This window comes from Synechocystis sp. LKSZ1 (genome assembly GCF_040436315.1).
In the GTDB taxonomy this organism is placed as follows: Bacteria; Cyanobacteriota; Cyanobacteriia; order Cyanobacteriales; family Microcystaceae; genus Synechocystis.
On the sequence record NZ_AP031572.1, the window covers coordinates 3084762 to 3104635 of the forward strand.

General features: G+C 50.1%; 17 protein-coding genes. 7 read left to right on the forward strand and 10 right to left on the reverse strand.

Annotated elements, in window-relative coordinates; genetic code table 11:
• Positions 1–4: 4 nt before the first annotated feature.
• Genes ABXS88_RS13990 through coaBC form a run of 3 tightly spaced genes read left to right on the forward strand, consistent with a single transcriptional unit; the run spans position 5 to position 2925 of the window.
• Positions 5–1417, forward strand: coding sequence for a DUF3370 domain-containing protein (locus ABXS88_RS13990; protein WP_353672660.1), 1413 nt, complete (start codon positions 5–7; stop codon positions 1415–1417).
• Between the two features lie 45 nt (positions 1418–1462).
• Positions 1463–1672 (forward strand): DUF2555 domain-containing protein, encoded by a 210-nt coding sequence (locus ABXS88_RS13995; RefSeq protein ID WP_353672661.1) that lies wholly within the window; start codon positions 1463–1465, stop codon positions 1670–1672.
• A gap of 5 nt (positions 1673–1677) precedes the next feature.
• Complete coding sequence (gene coaBC / locus ABXS88_RS14000; RefSeq protein ID WP_353672662.1) at positions 1678–2925, forward strand: bifunctional phosphopantothenoylcysteine decarboxylase/phosphopantothenate--cysteine ligase CoaBC; 1248 nt, start codon at positions 1678–1680, stop codon at positions 2923–2925.
• 262 nt (positions 2926–3187) lie between these two features.
• Here coaBC and ABXS88_RS14005 read toward each other — a convergent pair whose 3' ends face one another.
• From ABXS88_RS14005 to ABXS88_RS14020, 4 genes are all read right to left on the reverse strand, one after another.
• The gene (locus tag ABXS88_RS14005) at positions 3188–3511 is read right to left on the reverse strand and encodes a thioredoxin family protein (RefSeq protein ID WP_353672663.1); all 324 of its coding nucleotides are present in this window, start codon (positions 3509–3511) and stop codon (positions 3188–3190) included.
• Between the two features lie 79 nt (positions 3512–3590).
• Positions 3591–4472, reverse strand: a complete 882-nt coding sequence (locus ABXS88_RS14010; RefSeq protein WP_353672664.1) for a GGDEF domain-containing protein — start codon at positions 4470–4472, stop codon at positions 3591–3593.
• A 61-nt stretch (positions 4473–4533) separates the two neighbouring features.
• Positions 4534–5325, reverse strand: coding sequence for a PspA/IM30 family protein (locus ABXS88_RS14015; RefSeq protein ID WP_353672665.1), 792 nt, complete (start codon positions 5323–5325; stop codon positions 4534–4536).
• Between the two features lie 149 nt (positions 5326–5474).
• Positions 5475–7196: a diflavin flavoprotein gene (locus ABXS88_RS14020; protein WP_353672666.1), complete on the reverse strand. Its 1722-nt coding sequence runs from the start codon at positions 7194–7196 to the stop codon at positions 5475–5477.
• Between the two features lie 195 nt (positions 7197–7391).
• On the opposite strand from ABXS88_RS14020, the gene ABXS88_RS14025 reads away from it, so the two are divergent.
• On the forward strand, positions 7392–8126 hold the full coding sequence (locus ABXS88_RS14025) for a pantothenate kinase (RefSeq protein ID WP_353672667.1): 735 nt from the start codon (positions 7392–7394) through the stop codon (positions 8124–8126).
• On the opposite strand, the gene ABXS88_RS14030 is transcribed toward ABXS88_RS14025, so the two are convergent.
• The 4 genes from ABXS88_RS14030 to ABXS88_RS14045 all read right to left on the reverse strand — a co-directional run bounded on the left by ABXS88_RS14030 (position 8118) and on the right by ABXS88_RS14045 (position 13553).
• Complete coding sequence (locus ABXS88_RS14030) at positions 8118–8801, reverse strand: DnaJ domain-containing protein (RefSeq protein ID WP_353672668.1); 684 nt, start codon at positions 8799–8801, stop codon at positions 8118–8120. The two genes, ABXS88_RS14025 and ABXS88_RS14030, sit on opposite strands and share 9 nt — an antisense overlap.
• Entirely contained in the window at positions 8798–9742 is a 945-nt protein-coding gene (gene cysK, locus ABXS88_RS14035; protein ID WP_353672669.1) for a cysteine synthase A, read from the reverse strand. The genes ABXS88_RS14030 and cysK overlap by 4 nt, the downstream gene beginning before the upstream one ends.
• A 108-nt stretch (positions 9743–9850) precedes the next feature.
• A complete protein-coding gene (locus tag ABXS88_RS14040) occupies positions 9851–11749 on the reverse strand; it encodes an iron uptake porin (RefSeq protein WP_353672670.1) in 1899 nt (632 codons plus the stop codon).
• Between the two features lie 415 nt (positions 11750–12164).
• The gene (locus ABXS88_RS14045) at positions 12165–13553 is read right to left on the reverse strand and encodes a cobyrinate a,c-diamide synthase (protein WP_353672671.1); all 1389 of its coding nucleotides are present in this window, start codon (positions 13551–13553) and stop codon (positions 12165–12167) included.
• A gap of 180 nt (positions 13554–13733) precedes the next feature.
• Between ABXS88_RS14045 and ABXS88_RS14050 the strand changes: the two genes are divergently transcribed.
• Positions 13734–14150: a VOC family protein gene (locus ABXS88_RS14050; protein ID WP_353672672.1), complete on the forward strand. Its 417-nt coding sequence runs from the start codon at positions 13734–13736 to the stop codon at positions 14148–14150.
• A gap of 31 nt (positions 14151–14181) precedes the next feature.
• Here the strand turns inward: ABXS88_RS14050 and cobT are convergent, their stop codons facing one another.
• The gene (gene cobT, locus ABXS88_RS14055) at positions 14182–15285 is read right to left on the reverse strand and encodes a nicotinate mononucleotide-dependent phosphoribosyltransferase CobT (protein WP_353672673.1); all 1104 of its coding nucleotides are present in this window, start codon (positions 15283–15285) and stop codon (positions 14182–14184) included.
• A 78-nt stretch (positions 15286–15363) separates the two neighbouring features.
• On the opposite strand from cobT, the gene ABXS88_RS14060 reads away from it, so the two are divergent.
• On the forward strand, positions 15364–17277 hold the full coding sequence (locus ABXS88_RS14060) for a long-chain fatty acid--CoA ligase (RefSeq protein WP_353672674.1): 1914 nt from the start codon (positions 15364–15366) through the stop codon (positions 17275–17277).
• A 58-nt stretch (positions 17278–17335) separates the two neighbouring features.
• Positions 17336–17785 carry a YlqD family protein gene (locus ABXS88_RS14065; protein ID WP_353672675.1) on the forward strand — a complete coding sequence of 150 codons (450 nt, stop codon included), beginning with the start codon at positions 17336–17338 and terminating at the stop codon, positions 17783–17785.
• 12 nt (positions 17786–17797) lie between these two features.
• Here the strand turns inward: ABXS88_RS14065 and ABXS88_RS14070 are convergent, their stop codons facing one another.
• The gene (locus ABXS88_RS14070; RefSeq protein ID WP_353672676.1) at positions 17798–19696 is read right to left on the reverse strand and encodes an EAL domain-containing protein; all 1899 of its coding nucleotides are present in this window, start codon (positions 19694–19696) and stop codon (positions 17798–17800) included.
• Positions 19697–19874: the final 178 nt, after the last annotated feature.

Here is a 19874-nt window from a genome sequence, read left to right on the forward strand (position 1 = left end):
CATAATGTTGTCGTCCCTCCTCCCCTTTGTTCTGGCCCAGGGAATTGCCATTCCTGTTATCCCCCCTCCCCCATCGCCCTCTATCCCCACGGAGCCCATCGCCCCTCAATCCCCCCAGGAACTCGTCGTTCCCCAACGGGTTCGGCCCCTCACGGGCAAATTAGACAATACCCCCGTTCTAAATAGTAATAATCCCGAACTGATATTCAATGAAGGTATTATTATCTCAACCCTGCCTTCCATTGGCATGGGCAGTCCCTACGCCCATCTGAATTATGCCTTCCGGGGTCGCTTTGATGTCTTTGCCCATCACGTTGTTCAGGCCTCTCCCGAGGGACGAACGCTTTATTTAGGGATTTTGCTCTTTAATGACAGCCGCCAACCGGCCAAAGTCAATGTACTCCAGGCGGCTAGTTCCCTTACCTCCCCGGATGCCCTTTTTATTGAGCTTCCCCCCCAAGTCGAAAACCCCGACGGTCAATTTTTTTCTGGCCCAGGTAGTCGGGTAATGGATAGAGTCCTGCGAGGTCAGCGGCAAGCCCTCTATCCGGCTGAATTGATTATTCCTCCTGGCCAGGCCCAAATGTTAGTCAATAACCCTTTACCAGTGAATTATCGGCCTGACCCTACTCAGCCACCGCCGCTCAAACTCCCTCGCAACGGCTTTTCTGCCTATTTTCGTCTCCAGACCGATACCCCCATCTACGGGGCCAGTTTGGCCATGTATGCACCCAAAGATGCTCAGGGCAATGAACGGCCACCAACCCTGGCGGAATGGCAACAACTGCTCAAAACGGCCAATTTAATGACCCCCCGTGACCGTATTCCCCGCAATAGCCAGCGGCGCATCTATAGTCGAGTGGCCGGGGTCTCCTTAGGCTCTACCTGGATAGCCACACTCACCGATAATGACACCAGGGAACAACTCAATATTCCCCAATCTGGCCAGGCCTTTTCCTACGCGATTAGCACCATTGAAGGCGGCCTGATGGGAACCAATCAAAAACAAGCAGCCAAAATGGCCGTCCGCTATCCCGATACGGCCTACGAATCCCACGGCAACTATGGGGTACACTACAGCTTGACGCTCCCCCTCCATAATCCGACTTCCCAGCCTCAGCAGGTTAGTTTGGCCATTGAAACTCCGCTTAAATTCAACGAGGGACGAGACACCCTAACCTTTCTAGTTCCGCCTGCCCCCAATGTCTTTTTCCGAGGAACTGTTCAGTTTCGCTACAATAACGACCAAGGTACTGCGCAAAATCGCTACTTCCACCTGGTGCAAAAACGGGGACAGCGGGGCGATGACTTGGTGACCTTGACCCTTAAACCGGCGGAAAAACGAACCGTGCAGGTAGATCTCCTCTATCCACCAGATGCCACTCCGCCTCAATTGTTAACGGTCAGAACGCGCTAGGGTACAATGAGATCGAAGGTAACACCAGTCTCTGGGAGGTTTGCTATGTCAGCCCTGACCCTACACCAAAACATTGCTAAGTTCACCCCGGAAGATGTTGCCCAATTGGCCCAACGCCTGGAAAAAGACGAATATAACAGTCCCTTTGAGGGCCTCCAGGATTGGCATCTCCTGCGAGCCATCGCCTTTCAACGCCAAGAACTTGCTGAACCCTATCTTTACCTATTGGATATCGAAACCTACGATGAGGCCTAGGAGAAATGCTCCAGGCCCGTCGTGTGTTGGTCGGTGTTGGGGGAGGCATTGCCGCCTATAAGGTGGCGGAGGTCGTTTCTCAGTTGTTCCAGAGCGGAGCGGAGGTGCGGGTTATCCTCACAACCGCGGCCCAGCAGTTCATCACCCCCTTGACCCTGGCCACCCTCAGTCGTCATCCTGCCTACACAGATCAAGATTTTTGGCAGGCCCACCATAATCGTCCTCTACACATTGAGTTAGGAGAATGGGCCGAATTATTCCTGATAGCGCCCCTCACAGCTAATACCTTGGGAAAGTTAGCCCTCGGCCTGGCCGATAATCTGCTGACCAATACGGTGTTGGCTTCTCGTTGTCTGATCCTGTTGGCCCCGGCCATGAATACGGACATGTGGGAACAGGTTTCCGTCCAACGTAATTGGCAGTTGCTGACTCAAGACCCCCGTTATCATTGGCTAGAACCGACCGAGGGCCTATTAGCCTGTGACCGTCGGGGCCGGGGCCGGATGGCGGAACCCGATGTCATCATCCGTCGTGTTCAATCCTTACTCTGGCCTAACTTTCAGCGAGATTTGAGCAATAAAACCCTCCTGATCAGTGCGGGAGGGACGCAGGAATACCTTGACCCCGTCCGTTTTTTAGGCAATCCTGCCAGTGGCAAAATGGGACTGGCCTTGGCCCAATCGGCGCTGGATCGGGGGGCTAGAGTCATTCTCGTCCATGGGCCATTGCTAAATCTGCCGTTACCCACTTCCCCCCAATTACGAAGTATTGCCGTCACCAGTGCCGCCCAAATGGAACAGGCTCTACTAGAAAATCTAGCCCAGGCGGATTGGGTTGTGATGGCCGCTGCCGTGGCGGATGTCAAACCGGCCCATTATTCCCCGACCAAACTCCCCAAACAGGCCCTGCCCCAGGCCTTGGCCCTAGAACCCGTGCCCGATATTGTGGCTAAGCTCAGTCAACAGCGCCACCCATCTCAAATAATTGTGGGTTTTGCCGCTCAAACAGGAGAGATTGTTTCTCCGGCCTTGGAAAAGTTACAGCGGAAAAAGTTAGATGTGATCGTGGCCAATCCGGTAGATCAAGCAGAAGCCGGTTTTGGCACAGATACCAATCAGGGCGTCATTTTAGACCGCTTTGGGCATCAGCAGACGATTGCCCCAGGGCCGAAGTTGGCCCTGGCCCATGCCCTTTGGGACTATCTGCAAACCCACTTTTGCCCATTGTCGTCGGTAGGGGACAATGAGAACTAGTCAGCAGAAGCTTTAGGGCCAATATCTGCATTCCTAAAATAACAAGTACAATCAGCACTAGAAACCCCCAGTAGCGTTGCCAGAGACTCACGAGGATTTTTTCGCTTACCTCTGTTAAGGCCTGTTCCATATGCTCATTGGTCATTTCCTGGTACAGAATCGCCTGGAATTGATTATGAATTTTATGGTTAGCCTGATGGACTCGCTGACTCAGCGCAGATTCAACTTTGCCCAGGGGATTTTCCATACGGCTTCCTCGTGACTAGGGCAGGACTGGCTCCAGCAATTCTAATAATTTCGGCTTGGTAATCGCACCTTCATGGGAAAGTACCAAGTTACCTTGCTTGAAAAGACGCAGGGCCGGAACCCCTTCCACCTGGCATTGGGCAACGGACTGGGGATTGGGATCGACGGCCAACTTGAGGACTTTTAGGCGACCATCATACTGATCCGCAATGGCCTTAACCGAAGGAGACATCAAACGACAGGGGCCGCACCATTCAGCCCAAAAATAAACTAGAACAGGCTGTTCCGTATTGGCCAGTTCCTGGGCAAATTCTAGGTCAGTGATTTCTAGTAAGCTCATGTTGAATTGTCAAGACGGGGGTAACGGCCAGAGTTCTTTTTCAGAAATTTGTATTGTACTCAATCAAGATAACGATAGATTATCCTGGATAGGTAGCATACTCGACAGTATTTTTACCCTGGAGTTTGGCTTTGTACATTAGATTATCTGCGATGGTGACTAGCTCGTCAATGGAACCAGGGACGGTCGTGCAGGTCAAGACCCCCATACTAAAGGTGATTGGCCAATTATGTTTACGCATTTCCGACGCCAAAAACGGACGAATATCTGTAACTAATTGCTGGGCTTGTTCACGGTTTGTTTCTGGCAGCAATAATACAAATTCATCGCCTCCCATTCTGGCGATTGTATCCGTCTTGCGAATATATTTTTTGATGCAATTAACAACGGATTGAAGGGCCTGATCACCATGGGAGTGACCGAGTTGATCATTGACGATTTTGAAATTGTCTAGATCAAAATAAACCAACGTCAAGGGATGGTGATAGCGCTGGAGGCGATACAACTCCAGGGTCATGATTTCCTGAAAAGAACGAGCGTTAACGGCGGCGGTAAGATGATCAGTCCGGGCTAATATCCTTTCTGTTTTGATCAGACGTTTGATCGCCGTCAAAAGAATAGAAACAATGGCAAACAAGCTGAAACGAATTAGGATATTCCAATAGGGAGTCAACACATTGTCGTAGAAACGACCTGACGCTATTTCCGCATAGGTAAAAATACAAGCGCTTAGGAGAGAGGCAAGCAGACCCAGATTTTGGTTGGAAACGAGAGTAATCAGGGCTATGGGCAGGACGTAGAAAACTGAGAAGGCGTACTGATAGCCAGTGTAAAAATCAACGATACCGATGATAAAAAGCGAAAAAAATCCGAGCAAGATAATCGTCGTTTTATCTTTTTGTTCTAGAACTTTGACGATTATCTCTATCAGCATATTTCCTGGGCCACTATACGTCTGCATAGATAAGGCGCTTGTCTCCCAGCTAATAAAAAGCTCAGGACAGCAAGATTACGGAAACAATCTAAAGGTCATTGAGCTTACGGCGCAGATCCTCAAGTTCTGCATCGACGACGGAATCTGCTACCGGGGCCTTGTTCGTATCCACTGGAGCGGCTTCAAGGATTGGTTGAGTTGTTGAGCCACCAGGTAATGCCCCGCCACTCATTTGCGCTTTCAGGAGAGCCAGTTCATCTTCCACATCACTGCTGGCCTCTAGTTGGGCAAATTGATTATCAATGCCAACGCCTCCCAGTTCACCAATGGCCTGGGAACGGGCTTCTAGATCTAACACCTTGTTTTCCATGCGCTCGAAGGCCCCCATGGCACTGCTGGTGTCGATACCACTGAGGGTTTTTTGCAGTTCTTCGTTGGCCTTGGCGGCTTTGGCCCGGGCCTGGAGCATATTTTTCTTGGTTTTGGCCTCAGAGATCTTGCTTTCTAGGGCAATTAAATTCCGCTTCAAGCCCTCTACCTGGCCCGTAAGTTGATCAAGCTGGGCCTTGTAGGTGGCGGCGGTTTCACTAAAGGATTTTTTGCGGGTCAGGGCCTCCCGTGCTAAATTTTCATCCCCCTTAGCCAAGGCTAATTTAGCTCGTTGTTCCCATTTCCCTGCTTCCCCTAGATCTTGGTTGTAGCGTTGTTCTGTGCGTTTTTGTTCAGCAATAGTACGAGCAACCGCCTGACGCAATTGCACCAGGTCTTCCTGCATATCAATAACCGCTTGTTCCAGGACTTTTTCCGGATCTTCGGCTTTACTGACCAGGTCGTTTAGGTTGGCACGTACCACTCGGCCTAGGCGATCAAATAGTCCCATGATCTTATTTATCCTCTCAGCATGTCTAGGGGTAAATGGGGCGTTGGCGGTTGTTCTTCGATGACCAACAGGGAGTTTGTTTCCCTCCTAGTTTAGCTCAATCCGGCAGAGGCTCTGCACTAGGCCTTCGGGATTTGGGTCAGGACATCTTAGTAATAGTTGCCCACTTTCCGATGATGAACCGCCGTTAAGCCTTCCGCCTTGGCAACACGGCCATTAGTCACTTTGCTATAAACGATCCAATGGTCGCTACAGTCCATACGACTGACTACTTCCGCCTCTAGATAGGCCAGGGCCTCGGTCAAAATGGGGGAACCATTACTGGCGGTCTGGGTTTTGATACCCGCAAAACGGTCGGCCCCCGGTGCAAAGCGCTTGAGGAAATGTTTCATCAGGGCCTGATAATTGCCCTCTTCGAGAACGTTCAGCACAAATTGATCCCCCACTTGCAAAAGGGATTCAATCGCCCGATCTTTCGCCACGGCAATGGTAAAACCCGGCGGGTCAAAGCTGGCCTGGGAAACCCAGGAAGCTAACATAGCGCTCTTCACTTCCTGTTTCTGGGCCGTAATAATATACAGGCCGCCACTAATGCGGCCAATGGCTTTTTCCAGTTCATTATCGAGGGATTTTAATTGTTTAATCTTTTCGGATTGGCTGAGGGTTTGCCCGAGGTCGGTTCCCGCTTCTTCACAGAGTTGATACAAGGTTTCGCTGGGCGTCTCCTTTACTTTGATGGCTTTAAAAGCCCTTCTGAGACCCAGATCCAGCAATTGCGTCGCCAAGGGGTCAATGGGTTCGTCGTTACCACCGTAGCTTTCAAAGAGGCCAAACCATTGCTTGGCATTGACTGCCGCCAGGATGGTGCCTAAATTGGCAGTAATTTCTGTCTGGGAGGCAAGGGGAGGCATCCCCAGCACAATTGCGCTGGCCCGGTGGACGAGTTCTTGTACCTCTTGGGCATCAGCAGAATTCAAATCCAGCATATCGACCCCGACGCCCGTTTTAGTAATGCCTTTGGCGAGGCTTTGGGCCAGACGATCACTGTAACCGTAATCAGCAACGTAGAACAGGGCCACAAATTTATCGGCTTTGGCCTGAGCTTGGCTCCAGGTACGATAGCGACTCAACAGTTCCGTGACGTTATAGCGCAACAGCGGGCCATGGCCGTTGGCCACCAGTTGGATGTCTCCGAGGTCGTCCATGCGTTTCATGGCCCCTAACACCGAGCGAGCATTGGGCCCCATCAGGCAATCATAATAAAACCGGTAATCGGCTTCGATTTTGCCCAATTCTTCATCAAATAAGGCCTCGGAGCAATAATGCAGGCCAAAGACATCGCAAGTGTAGAGAATTTGAGTGCCGTGGTCGTAGGTGAGCATGGTATCAGGCCAGTGGAGATTGGGCGCACTGACAAACTCCAGGGTATGGCCCTGGCCCAATTCGAGGCGGTCACCACTCTTCACCTGAAGACGTTGGAAGGGTTGATGGACAAAGTTATCGAGGAATTGCAGGGCCACTTTGCTGGCCACGACCGTAATATGTGGCGCTAACTGTAGTAGGTCTTTCACCAAACCGCTGTGGTCGGGTTCCGTATGACTAACAATTAAATAGTCAATGGTCGCGGGATCGATCAGGCCCTGGAGCGTGTCGAGGTAAAGTTGGCGAAATTTTTCGTGGGAACTATCCACCAGGGCCGTCTTGTCGGCCTGGATCAGGTAGGAATTATAGGTAGTCCCGTTTTGCAAGCCAAATTCGATATCAAACCGATCCCGATCCCAATCTAAAGAGCGCAGGGCCATGGTTTCGGCGGCAATGGCCTGGGTTTGCATCGAAAGCCGTTTAACCGTCTGAATCGGGGTAGCAACCATGGCGCTTTCTCCTGAAGACTAATGATGTCGAAATGTTAAGTATTTATTCTTATTCCCCTAGTGTAATCGGTGCTATGACTTCTGGGTAGGCGGAGTACCATGAGATCTAGCTATGATCAACGCAAGTTAGGCCAATCGATCCTTGATCCACTGGAGCGGTGATTACGGTTGATACAGAAGGGAGAAGGTAAACACATGGAACCAGGGCCTTGGTTAGGTTTAATCATCGGGAACTCCCGGCTCCATTGGGCCGCGTTTAACCAGGCTGAGCTTCTCCACAGTTGGCACAGTGATCATGTCAGTAGTGAGGCAATGGCCCAGCAATATCTGGCATCCTTAGAGTTCGATGGCCCCTTATACCGCGCGTCTGTTGTACTGTCCCAAAGTCAATTTTGGCAGGCCTGTACCCCTTTTCCGGCGATGACGCTAGGACAAATTCCCTTGGCTAACCTCTACAAAACCCTGGGGATCGACCGAGCCTTGGCGGCCCTCGGAGCGGGTCTAACCTATAGTTTTCCCTGTCTGGTAATTGATAGTGGCACGGCTTTAACCCTCACGGCTCTGGACGCTCAACAACGCTTTTGGGGCGGGGCCATTCTCCCCGGCTTAGGCCTCCAATTCCAATGTCTGGCCCAGAAGACCGCCGCTTTACCGGCCTTAGCGCTGCCCTCTGAATTACCTCCCCGCTGGGCCCAAGATACAGAAACAGCGATCACCAGTGGCATTCTCTACACTCTTCTGGCCGGCCTGGGCGATTTTATCCGGGATTGGCAGGCCAGCTTTCCCCAAGGGCCAATTCTTCTAACCGGGGGAGATGCCCCAATGCTTCAGCGCTATGGGCGTCAGCAAAACCCCGCCGAGTGGGCTCAGGTATTCATCGATCCTCATTTAGCTTTTTGGGGCCTCCGCCATCTTGTTCTGTCAATGTAGGTTCGCTACGGTAGCCCGAGCATCAATCAGTAACGCTTCTGCCAGTCGAAACAATTCCTGACCAGTATGCAGGCCCGCATCATCGTAGTTGAGGGTAAAAAGTTCCAGTTCTTCTAGGGCATCGTCGAGATGATTAAGACAGTAGTAGAGAAAGGCTGCAACCTTGGCTAGATTGGTAGGACTGGCCTGGGACGTAAAACAAGTCCGAGCTTGGCTTAAGGTAGAAGCGCAGGCTGCCAGATAGGCCTGGAAAGTTTCCATCAACTGATCATCAAAGGGATCTGCCGCCAGGGCGTCAATTTGTTCATCCAAGGACTGGACAACCTGCCAGAGTTGTTTTGCAAGGGGGGCATAAACTTGGGCAAGCCATTGCTGGAGCCGGGCGTCTGCATCTTGTCGGGCTTGGCGACCATGGCGATAGGCCTGGCGAGCTTGCTGTTGACGCTGGTCACGGGAGCGGGAAAAACCAACACCTTGTAATTCCTGGTCGTACTGGTGGCGGCGATGGGGATCACTTAAAATTTCGTAGGCCGCATTAATGGCAATGATTTTTTCGTGACTGGCCTGATCCGTCTGGGTATCGGGATGAAATTGTTTCGCTAAGCGTCGATAGGAATGTTTAATTTCTCGCTGAGTGGCAGAGGGCCGAAGTTCTAAAATGTCATAGTGATTCATTCGTCGTCGATATTTTGGAAGAGCGGTGTACTAAGGTAGCGTTCTCCAAAACTGGGTTGTACCATCACAATGAGTTTATCTTTATTTTCTGGCCGTTTGCCAATCTGCACCGCGGCATAGAGGGCCGCCCCCGTAGAAATCCCCGATAGCAATCCTTCTTCTCTTGCTAGGCGACGACCAAAGCTAATGGCTGCTTCATCGGTTACGGTAATGACCTCATCAATCAGGTTAGTATCTAATACTTCTGGCACAAAACCAGCACCAATGCCCTGGATTTTATGGGGGCCTGGCAGACCACCGGATAAAACCGGGCTGTTTTGGGGCTCAACTGCAATTACCTGGGTACTGGGCTTACGCTGCTTTAGGACAGAACCAACACCGGTAATGGTGCCGCCGGTACCGACCCCTGCCACCAAAAAGTCGATCGCTCCCTCCGTATCTTGCCAAATTTCCTCTGCCGTTGTTAAGCGATGAATCTCTGGATTCGCCGGATTTTTAAACTGTTGCAGAATGTAAGCATTGGGCAGACTGTCAGCAATCTCCTGGGCCCGACGAATACAGCCTCCCATTCCCTCACTGCCGGGAGTCAATTCTAACTGAGCTCCGTAGGCCCGCAACATGGCCCGGCGCTCTTGGCTCATCGTTTCAGGCATCGTCAGAATGAGCTGATAGCCTTTTGCCGCTGCAATCATGGCCAGGGCAATACCCGTATTTCCCGAAGTAGGTTCGACTAAAACCGTTTCTCCCGGAGTAATCAACCCCTCTTGCTCGGCTTGATAAATCATATTGGCCCCAATCCGGTCTTTGACAGAAGCCGCAGGATTCATGCCCTCCAGTTTGACAACAATCGAGGCTCCACAGCCCTCTGCTTGGGGAATTCGATTGAGTTGCACAAGTGGTGTACGACCAATTAATTCGGTAATATTTTGGGCAATTTTCATGATGTGAGGGGAATAGGGGGACTATTCGAGCATGGTACAACGAAAAGCCCCACCAGGGGCAGGGCTTGTTCAAATCGTAAGGTTATTTCGCTTAACTAGGAAGCAGTTTTAGAAGGTGAAGGTACCGCGTAAAGTACCAATGAAGGCATCCTGGGCATTGGTGGTTTGCTCCGGTTTGGAGATCCAGATAACGCCAGGAGTGAGGGACAGATTGTCGGTAACTTGGTACTTGTAGAAGATTTCTACCTGAACAGGGTTGGTGCTGGGGAGATTATAAATCCCACCGATATTGTTGCTCAGGCCGCTGAGGTAGGGCTGAACACCGGCAAAGATCCCGAGAACGTTGCCTTCTTTACCCAGGTCAGGGAAGGCAAAACCACCACCGTAGGTCCAGATGTCACCATTGGCTTTACCGATCAAGGTTACGTTGGTGTAGCTACCGTAGGCACTGAAGTTTAACCAATCGGCTAGCTTCCAAGCCATTTGGACACCGTAGCTGTTGGTTTGTTTTCCACCAAAGTCGAAGGGGTTAACCGGGTTGTTATTGCCACTGTTATAGGTTGAAGCACCGACTGGAGGCGCACCGACACCAGCACCAGCGGCGAGAGAGTCGTTAAGAACAGCACGGGAGAGGTTAGCAGCACTAGTCCCGACGATACCGACACCCCCTTTACCACCTTGACCAAAGATGGGGCTATCAGGGGTGCTGTAGGCGTTGACGTAGGTGAAGGCTAAGCTGACGGAATTGGAAATGTTGGCGCTAATTTGAGCCAAAGCTGCGTAGTTGCCGCTGAATAGACCGTTGTTACCATCCGAGAAGGTATAGTTTTGACCGGTCAGAGGGTTAGTGGTGGACACCCCTTTATTGGGGTTGTCACCCGTACCGGACAAGTAACCAAAGGTCAGAGAGGTCGGGCCTAGGAGACTTTCCAGGAAGCCAAGTTGTAAGCTAGCACCGGCACCAGCACCACCCCCAATGTTATAGATGGGGTTACGGGCAGAAAATTCACTGAGGGCACCCTTACCACCAGTGTAGTCATCAAAGTAGGGATTTAGGGTGGGGACAAAGTCAGGCCAAATACCGCCAAAGGCTGCAATGTAGGTATTGAGGCGGAAGTTTTCGCCCAAATCAACGGGAACGTAGTAGGCCAACCAATCTACAGTAACGTTGTTGTTGTCGCCAGGAGAGAGGTTGACGTTTTGGGTAAAGGTGGGGCTTTCGTAGCTGTTGCCAACAATCCCAAGGGGTTGTCCAGTGTTGGGATCTAAAACGTTTTGGGTGGGATAAAAGCTCTTGAAGCGATTAGCATTACCAGCGGCTAAACGGGTAACCAACAGGTCATTACCACTGAAGCTGGTGTTGAACTGTAAACGAACCCGGTCTTGGAAGACAGCTTGGTTGTTGTTGGTTTCGTTATTGAGGGTATTTTTAGTTCCGAAGATAGCACTGGGTTGGAAAATGACTTCCCCAGTCAACTTGGTGGTGGTAGAGAATTGATGATCTTCGAGGAAGGAAGTGCGAGCTTCTAGGTTATCAACGCGGGCACCCAGGGCGGCGAGTTCGGCTTCGAACTCTTGCATGAGGCGTTTCAGCTTGTCGATATCTTCCCGGAGTACCGCAACGTTTTCCTGTAGCAAACGCTCCATCACGTTCATACAGGCATTTAAGCCGGCAGCAAATTCCCAACGACTTAAAGCACGATTACCGCGGAAGGTACGGTCAGGATAACCCACGATACAACCGTAGCGCTCTACTAGACTCTTGAGGGCTTCGTAGGCCCAGGAATCAGGGGTTACATCCCGCAATTCGCTAACACTAGTGACTTGCTCAGTGGCATCAGGCAGAGCTTGACCTTGCCCTTCGCTGGCATAGTTGTCGAGTTGGTTAATAATTGCGTTGTCGTTGTTCCCATTGGCGGGAACAGCTTGAGCAGGCCCCGTTGCTACCAAAGCGGCACCAAGGAGAACTGGGCTAACTAACAGAGATTTCCAAGATAGTTTAAGCATATTTCGCTTTTTCCTCACACCTATGGTTTGAGTATAGGAAGGATTGTCCTACAATCAATGATATTATACACAATTTTTTTGGGGCAACGACAAGATAACTTTTTCTTAATCTTCTTAGGGCCCTGTGATAAGCATTACTTAAAGAGATAGGGAAACTAGTGCCCTTCCCTTAAAAAACTATCCGCTCTCCTTAAATATATAAGGGAGCGGTCTAGTCGGGTCTATTTTGATTGAAACCTAACTGCCGGAAGGAACTCGCGGCGATGGTTCGGAATGGGGAACGCCTCGCTTAGAGAACAGCCCCGGCACACAGTTGGTTATCTTCAACCAAGTGACCCATGCGTTTACTACTTTCAACCATGGACATCACCTCCTGTCTTCCTAAACGGATTGCTTTAAATATTGTTATTGACTTCTACAAGGTAGCGCAGGGTGTTGGAAAACGCAAGGCATGGTTTAAAAATTTTTGTAGGAGGGCCGGTTGGTTACCGAAATGGACGTGGAGATAGGAAGCCTGAAGCGAGGGACTGTGCCAACCTTCCCTGTGAGGTGGGTCTTGAGGTAATAGACCCCGGAGTTCAAACAGTGGAGAGTCGGGGGTCGAAATCACGGAGCGATGGAATTCATGACCATAAATCGTTTCTCCAGGGGCTAGCCAGGAGGTAGGGGCCTGTACTTTAACTTTAGCTTGACGATAGCCGAGACTTAGGCGGGAGGTCATCTGAGCTGTTGTAGGCAAAACCCCGACCAGAGCATGATGCTTTTGCTCTAGATCCACTAGGCCCTGACATAAATACATTAGACCACCGCATTCGGCATAGGTGGGCAGGCCTTGCTGGATCAAGCATTTTAGGTGTTGGCGTAGGGAAATATTGGCACTCAGGGCCGCGGCAAAAATTTCTGGAAAGCCCCCACCGAGATAAATGCCTTGAATACCAGAGGGGAGGTGGCTATCTTGTAAGGGACTGAACGGGATTAGCTCTGCTCCCATAGTCTGGAATAAATCTAGATTGTCTTGATAGTAAAAGTTGAAAGCAGAGTCTCGGGCTAAGGCGATCCGGGGACGCTGGGGAAAGATAGCCTTGTCAGGTAGGGGGTTAATCGTGGCGATGGAGTATTGCGGTGGACGCAGGAGGGGAAGGAGTTTATTCCAATCGAAGCTTTCCTTGGCAAGCTGGGCTAAGCGATCAAAATAATGAGTTAGCGCAGGGAGTTCATCGGTGGGAATCAGACCCAGGTGCCGGGACACGAGGGTAATGTCGTCCTTCCGAAAAATAGTGCCCAGTATCGGTACGTCATAAGGTAGCAGGGCCTGTTTTAGAAGCGTGAGATGCCGGGAACTACCGACGCGGTTGAGAATCACGCCAGCTAGAGTAATCTGCGGGTCTAGGTGACGATACCCGGCCACAATTGCCGCCACAGAACCCGAGAGACGACTGCAGTCAATCACCAAAATGACGGGAAGTTGGAGAAGCCTCGCAAGGTGAGCGGTAGAAGCGTAATCCCCCAGGCCCTGCCAGGGAATACCATCAAACAGGCCCATGACCCCTTCCACTAGAACAAATTCGGATCCTTGGCTGTGGTGATAAAAACAGTGTTGGACGTAGGTCTCTGATGTCAGAATTGGGTCTAGATTACGACAGGGTTGGCCCGTGGCCTGGGTATGGAACATGGGGTCTATGTAATCCGGGCCAACTTTAAAGGATTGTATTTTTGCCTTTTTTTGGGCGAGGTAAGCCAGGATCGCGAGGGTGACGGTCGTTTTGCCTACACCACTACGTTCTCCGGCGATGATAACGGCCATAGGCAAATAAAGACAAGATTATATTTAACAGTCATAGAAAAGGAGATTTCTCACCAGAAGTTGATAGAGGACTCCCCGAAAGGAGAAGACTGGGGCATTCTAGACGATTCCTAGACCTTAGCTTAGAAGCATCACGTATGATCAATTATAGAAACGCGTTAGCTTGGCCTAGAAACATTCATGGGAAACGATATTGGTTTTACACACATTGCTCTGCCAGCAAAAAACATTGATCGGAGTATTCGCTTCTACCAACATTATGCCAACATGTCAGTAGTCCATGAACGATGGGATCAAGAAACTCAAAAACGAGTCGTCTGGTTGTCTGATAAAACTCGCCCTTTCGTTCTTGTCTTAGTGGAAAACGAAAATCCAACACCTGTACTGGGGCCATTTGCCCATTTAGGGGTGGGATGCAAGGATCGAGATGAGGTTGATCGCTTGTGCGAGCAAGCGAAACAGGAAGGGACATTAGCCAAGAAAGCCACCGATTCTGGTTATCCCATTGGATATTGGGCTTTTATCCATGATCCGGATGGACATGTTTTGGAAGTTTCCTATGGCCAGGAAGTTGGATTGACGGTCGAACAATCTTAAGCAAACAGAGAAATACGATAAAATACTTACCCTATTCATCACTCGTTCTAAGAGCATAGTATTTGTCTAGTAGAGCTTCGATGGAGCCTAAAAGCTGGGCCTGATTCCAATCTTGGTAAAGATGGGCCACGATGGCGGCTCCACCGGCCCCGACGCCTTCCTTAACGAAACCTTGTTCGTAGCGTTGTAGTTGGGGATAACGGGAATCCCTGAAATTAAGCTGAGTTCCGAGCAGAGGGACTGGCGCAAGGGCCTGGGCCAAGCCAATAGTATCTCCCGTTGGATCTTCCGCAACCCAGCGGGTGGTTCCCACCACAATTTGATCCCAATCTAGAACCAAAGATCGATGGTTAGCGAGGGCTTGAATCAGGGCATAAACCGCTAACATTTGTGTTCCTCCTGCCAGTAGGACTCCGCTGGAGCAACTGGCGGCAATAGCCATACCGGCACAGGTGATTTGCATGGGATCGCCGACGGCGGCAACCAGGGCAAAAGGATCATAGACATCTTTTAAATACTGTAATCCCTGCTGAACAATGGCCCATTTTTGCGCGTGGTTACAGGCTGGATGGCTACTGTTGACTTTGCCGTTGGCCGCAATGCCCAAGGCCGTGAGCAGGGCCAGGGCCGTGGTGGTGCCCCCCACAACACATTCACTAAGGACGAGGTAACTATCGGGATAACGTTGGGCCAAGGTTTCTCCCCAGGCCAGGCCCTGTTGAAAAAGATGCTGGACAAGGCCTAAGGGCAAGGCCTGACCCGTCGAAACACAACCCGCCGGTTGGCCCCCAAGGTCAATGGTCGGAATTGAGGGCGTGATAGGGAGGCCGGTATTGAAAACCTGAACTGGAATCTGACAGGCTTCAACCACGGCCCGAGTAATAAAAACCGGCGACACCCCCACGGAGAGGGGCGGCAACGGATACTGAGGGGCCGCTTGACAGCCCTGCACTAAAAATTCGGCATCGGCCACAGCCGTATATTGGCGGTCTTGGGGCGTTAGGCCAGCGGCCGAAATGCCGGGAATCAGACCAGTCTCGGTAAAGCCGAGCAGACAGGCCAAAAGAGGACGGCGATGACGGTAGCGCTGGATCCAGGCCTGGCCCTGCTCAAACTGCGTATAAACTGTCAACATGCCGTCCGAGAATCCCAATGGGAACTGATTCAATGGAGAGGTATTCGTTAGTTCCATTATCCAGCCTCTAATAAGCTCATGGTTGCTTTAATTGATTATTCTGGTATTCAAACTTTGCCGGCTTTTTGGGCGATTGTGGCCCAGAAATTTCCCCAGGTTTCTGCCATCCAAGACCCCCACGGCAAACCGGCCCTGAATTGGAGCTACACTGAACTCTACGAAAACCTACAACAATTTGCTGCTGGCCTACAGCAACTCGGGTTGGCGGCCAACGATAGGATTGCCATTTTCGCCGATAATAGTCCCCGCTGGCTCGTGGCGGATCAAGGAAGCCTCTTGGCCGGGGCCATTAATGTAGTGCGTTCATCCCAGGCTGAGCGGGAGGAATTACGCTACATCCTCCAGGACAGCGGCAGTACGGCCCTGATTGTAGAAGATGCCAAAACCCTAGCCAAACTCCAGTTAACATCGGAGCAATTTCCCCTCAAGTTTGTTGTTTTATTATCGGATGAGGCCCCACCAACGGAAGGCCCTTTCCCTCTGGTTAATTTCCAACAGGTGCTAGAACAGGGCCAAGGCCAAACTTTACTTCCTTCTCCCCAGGATGAAAATTCCCTGGCAACTCTCATTTATACGTCGGGAACGACCGGCCAACCCAAGGGCGTCATGCTTTCCCACGGCAACCTCCTGCATCAAGTCCGAGAACTCAAGGCGATTCTTCAACCACAACCCGGTGACCGGGTACTCAGTATTTTGCCCTCCTGGCATTCCTACGAACGCAGTGCGGAATATTTTCTACTGTCCCAGGGCTGTACCCAGATTTATACTAGCATCCGTACCTTCAAAAACGACCTCAAAAAATTTAAGCCCCAGCACATGGTCGGAGTCCCGCGCCTATGGGAGTCCCTCTACGAAGGCATTCAAAAGCAATTCCGGGAACAATCGGCCCAACAACAACGAGTTATTAATTTCTGCTTTACCCTCTCTAAACGTTACATCCTGGCCCGCCGCATTAGCCAAAATCTGAGTTTAGGACATCTCCACCCTTCGGGCAGTGAAAAAGTCTGGGCCCAATTGCAAACGTTTTTACTAGCGCCGCTCCATGGTCTCGCCGATAAGATTGTGTACCGCAAAATTCGTGCCGCCACCGGCGGGGAAGTGAAAACCCTAATTAGTGGCGGTGGTTCCCTGGCCCGGCACTTGGATGATTTTTACGAAATTGTTGGTATTCCCTTGCTAGTAGGTTACGGCCTCACGGAAACCTCACCGGTCACCAATGCCCGCACACCCCAACGCAACCTCCGCTATTCTGCGGGCCAACCGATTCCCGGCACCGAAATTCGGATTGTCGATCCCGAAACCCTTCAAGTCCTACAACCGGAACAACGCGGCCTAGTGCTCATTCGTGGCCCTCAAGTCATGCAGGGGTACTATGGTAAACCGGAAGCCACGGCCAAGGCCATTGACCCAGAGGGCTGGTTTGATAGCGGTGACCTCGGTTGGGTGACGAAACAGGGGGATTTGGTACTAACAGGTCGAGCTAAGGATACGATTGTGCTGAGCAATGGCGAAAACATCGAGCCGCAACCCATCGAGGATGCTTGTGTCCGTAGTGCCTACATCGATCAAATTATGCTCGTGGGCCAGGATCAAAAATTCCTCGGGGCCTTGATTGTGCCTAATTTAGAGGCCCTACAGCAGTGGGCCCGACAGAGCAATCTCACGCTCCATCTTGCGGCTCAGGAGGCCTCACCAACAGACTGGGAGAGTAGTGATTTCTATCGGCCAGAAGTTGTCAATCTCTTCCGAGAAGAATTAAACCGGGAGGTCAAAAATCGGCCAGGCTATCGCGCTGATGACCAAATTAAGGCCTTCCGTCTGGTACTCGAACCCTTTTCGATGGACAACGGCATGATGACGCAAACCCTTAAAATCAAACGTCCAGTTGTGACCGAACGCTATCGCGGTATGATTGAGCGGATGTTTGAATAGCCTGCCTTCGCTATTGTCGCAACTATCCGCAGACTCTCTAAATTAACCTCAAACCCGTATGATTGACGCTACCAATAATCTGTTGCTTAAACGCCCAGTCACCGTCAAAATTATTGTGACCCCCCGCTGGAAAGAGGAAATGCAACAGCAACTCCAGGCCCAAATTGGTCAACTGGATACCCAAATTCAGCAACTGGAAACCCAAGGTCAACGGGCCATTGCTGAAATCCAGAAGCAAAGTATTATTCCCCTCCCCCCCAGCGTCACCCAGCAGATTGACAATATCCAAATTCAGGTCAATCAACAAAAGAGTGAAATGTTGGAGCAAAAAAATCAGATGCTCCAGCAAATGCAGCAGGTTCAATTATTAGAACTGGATCAAGAAGTAGCCCAAGCCCAGATTGATAGCTACTTCACGGTTCAAGTAGGAGATAACCTCCTGCAAAAACTCAACGTTGAGGTGGTTCTACGGGACGGTATTGTGGAGGAAATTCGGGGAGAACTCTAGTTTTCGATACGATTAGTGGCAGACCTCTTGACCAATCACCTCTTGGATTAGGTCTGTCGCACATTCAACATTTAAGGGCCGATAAAAGAAATAACCCTGGCCAAAATCACAGCCCAAGGCCTTAAGAACAGCAATCTGTTCTTCGGTTTCAATGCCCTCGGCTACCGATTCTATATTGAGATTCTGGGCCAGGGTCAAAATCGTCTTGACAATGGTATAACCATCCAAGTCAAGGTGAATCCGATCAACAAAGCTCTTATCTACTTTAAGGGTTTTAATGGGCATGGAATGCAGACGATTCAGGGAAGAATGACCCGTCCCGAAATCATCAATGCAGAGGTGAACCCCCAGTTGATTAATGGCATGGAGCACCTCTAGAACATCCCGTGAACTTTGGGACAGGCCCGTTTCTGTAATTTCAATCTTGAGACAACTCTTGGGAAAAAGAGATTGGTTGAGGAAATAATCAATGTTTTCGGTGATTTTACTTTGGCATAGATTCGCAATGGAGAGATTAATATTCACAAATATTCCCCCTAACGTTCCCAAGGCTTCTTGCCAGGCTTTAATCTGATGACAGGCCTTAAATAGAACGTATTCATTCAAATAATTAATCAACCCAGTCTCTTCGGCAATTTGAATAAACGCAGACGGGAGAATAAAACCCTTCGTCGGGTGATGCCAACGAATCAAGGCCTCAAAGCCTGCGACTCGATGGGTGCGTAAATCCACAATGGGTTGATAATAGAGCACCAGTTGTTCTTCTACCAGGGCCTTGCGGAGATCATTTTCTAGGCTCAGACGCTCCAGGGCCTGATTGCGCAGGTCTTCATTGAGGACAATGTATCCCCCTCGGCCCGCGGCCTTGGCCTGATAGAGCGCCACATCGGCATCCCGTAGGATTTGCATCGCATTTTGATGCTCTAGGCTACTGAAAACAATACCCACACTGGCCCCGATAAAGACCTCGTAGTGGAGAAATTTAAAGGGAAATTGTAGTTCTAGGATGATAGTCTCAGCGAGATCTTTGACCGCTTGTTCATCTTGGACTTGCGTCACCAAAATCACAAATTCATCCCCTCCCAGGCGGGCAATACTCGAATGCTTGGGAAGGCAACTATGCAAGCGATTTGCCACTAATTTAAGCAGTTCATCCCCGACGTAGTGGCCTAAGCTATCATTCACCACCTTAAAGCGGTCTAAATCAATAAATAAAACACTGTATTGATGGTCTGGTGTATAAGGGGCCTTTTGTTTTTGTTCGAGAAATTTATCTAAGAAATGTATAAACCAGTAGCGATTGGGTAAACTCGTTAGTTCATCGTAGTAGGCCTTGTAGGCTAACTCTTTTTCCTTTTCCTTTAGTTTCACCAGGGCAGAAGAAAGATCTTTGGTGCGGTGGGCCACCATTGCCTCAAGGTTTTGATTCAATTTTAAGAGTTCCTGTTCAGCTTCAAACCTAGCCTCTACCTCAATTTGTAATTGCTGGTTCTGGAGTATTATGGCCTCGCTAATCCGTCGTAACTTGAGATGAATTTGAATCCGGTATAAAACTTCTTCTGCTTGAAACGGCTTAGTAATATAATCCACACCGCCGACTTTTAGGCCCTCTAGCTTATGTTCCATATCAGCGAGGGAAGTCATAAAAATGATGGGAATATCCGCAGTCTCAGGAGCCTCTTTAATTTTCTTGCAGGTTTGAAAACCATCAATCCCTGGCATCTTGACATCTAACAGAATCAAGGTCGGCAGGTACTGCTTCACCAGCTCCAGGGCTGTTTCCCCATCCTTTGCTTCTAATAGCTTACATCCCGCCCCTGCTAGAATTTGCACCAGGATTTTGCGATAGGAAGCGGTATCATCAACAACCAGAATAATATCCTGCTCATGGTCTAGCATAACGGCCTTCATTGGTTAACGCTAAAAAGAGTCAGGGGATGTTCTTAACGCAAGGTTAATTTAACAATAATCAATCTTTAATTTGATTGTTATTACTTCTATCAATCCCGTGACAACGTCATTATAATCAAGGCTTTGAAATTGTTGCTCATTATTTTCCAATGTCCTGCATTATCTGCTAACACAAGGT

Excerpts from the sequence above, each read along its gene's own strand:
- ABXS88_RS13990 (WP_353672660.1), top strand. The coding sequence starts at position 5 with ATGTTGTCGTCCCTCCTCCCCTTTGTTCTGGCCCAGGGAATTGCCATT.
- ABXS88_RS13995 (WP_353672661.1), top strand. The coding sequence starts at position 1,463 with ATGTCAGCCCTGACCCTACACCAAAACATTGCTAAGTTCACCCCGGAA.
- coaBC (WP_353672662.1), top strand. The coding sequence starts at position 1,678 with ATGCTCCAGGCCCGTCGTGTGTTGGTCGGTGTTGGGGGAGGCATTGCC.
- ABXS88_RS14005 (WP_353672663.1), bottom strand. The coding sequence starts at position 3,511 with ATGAGCTTACTAGAAATCACTGACCTAGAATTTGCCCAGGAACTGGCC.
- ABXS88_RS14010 (WP_353672664.1), bottom strand. The coding sequence starts at position 4,472 with ATGCAGACGTATAGTGGCCCAGGAAATATGCTGATAGAGATAATCGTC.
- ABXS88_RS14015 (WP_353672665.1), bottom strand. The coding sequence starts at position 5,325 with ATGGGACTATTTGATCGCCTAGGCCGAGTGGTACGTGCCAACCTAAAC.
- ABXS88_RS14020 (WP_353672666.1), bottom strand. The coding sequence starts at position 7,196 with ATGGTTGCTACCCCGATTCAGACGGTTAAACGGCTTTCGATGCAAACC.
- ABXS88_RS14025 (WP_353672667.1), top strand. The coding sequence starts at position 7,392 with ATGGAACCAGGGCCTTGGTTAGGTTTAATCATCGGGAACTCCCGGCTC.
- ABXS88_RS14030 (WP_353672668.1), bottom strand. The coding sequence starts at position 8,801 with ATGAATCACTATGACATTTTAGAACTTCGGCCCTCTGCCACTCAGCGA.
- cysK (WP_353672669.1), bottom strand. The coding sequence starts at position 9,742 with ATGAAAATTGCCCAAAATATTACCGAATTAATTGGTCGTACACCACTT.
- ABXS88_RS14040 (WP_353672670.1), bottom strand. The coding sequence starts at position 11,749 with ATGCTTAAACTATCTTGGAAATCTCTGTTAGTTAGCCCAGTTCTCCTT.
- ABXS88_RS14045 (WP_353672671.1), bottom strand. The coding sequence starts at position 13,553 with ATGGCCGTTATCATCGCCGGAGAACGTAGTGGTGTAGGCAAAACGACC.
- ABXS88_RS14050 (WP_353672672.1), top strand. The coding sequence starts at position 13,734 with ATGGGAAACGATATTGGTTTTACACACATTGCTCTGCCAGCAAAAAAC.
- cobT (WP_353672673.1), bottom strand. The coding sequence starts at position 15,285 with ATGTTGACAGTTTATACGCAGTTTGAGCAGGGCCAGGCCTGGATCCAG.
- ABXS88_RS14060 (WP_353672674.1), top strand. The coding sequence starts at position 15,364 with ATGGTTGCTTTAATTGATTATTCTGGTATTCAAACTTTGCCGGCTTTT.
- ABXS88_RS14065 (WP_353672675.1), top strand. The coding sequence starts at position 17,336 with ATGATTGACGCTACCAATAATCTGTTGCTTAAACGCCCAGTCACCGTC.
- ABXS88_RS14070 (WP_353672676.1), bottom strand. The coding sequence starts at position 19,696 with ATGAAGGCCGTTATGCTAGACCATGAGCAGGATATTATTCTGGTTGTT.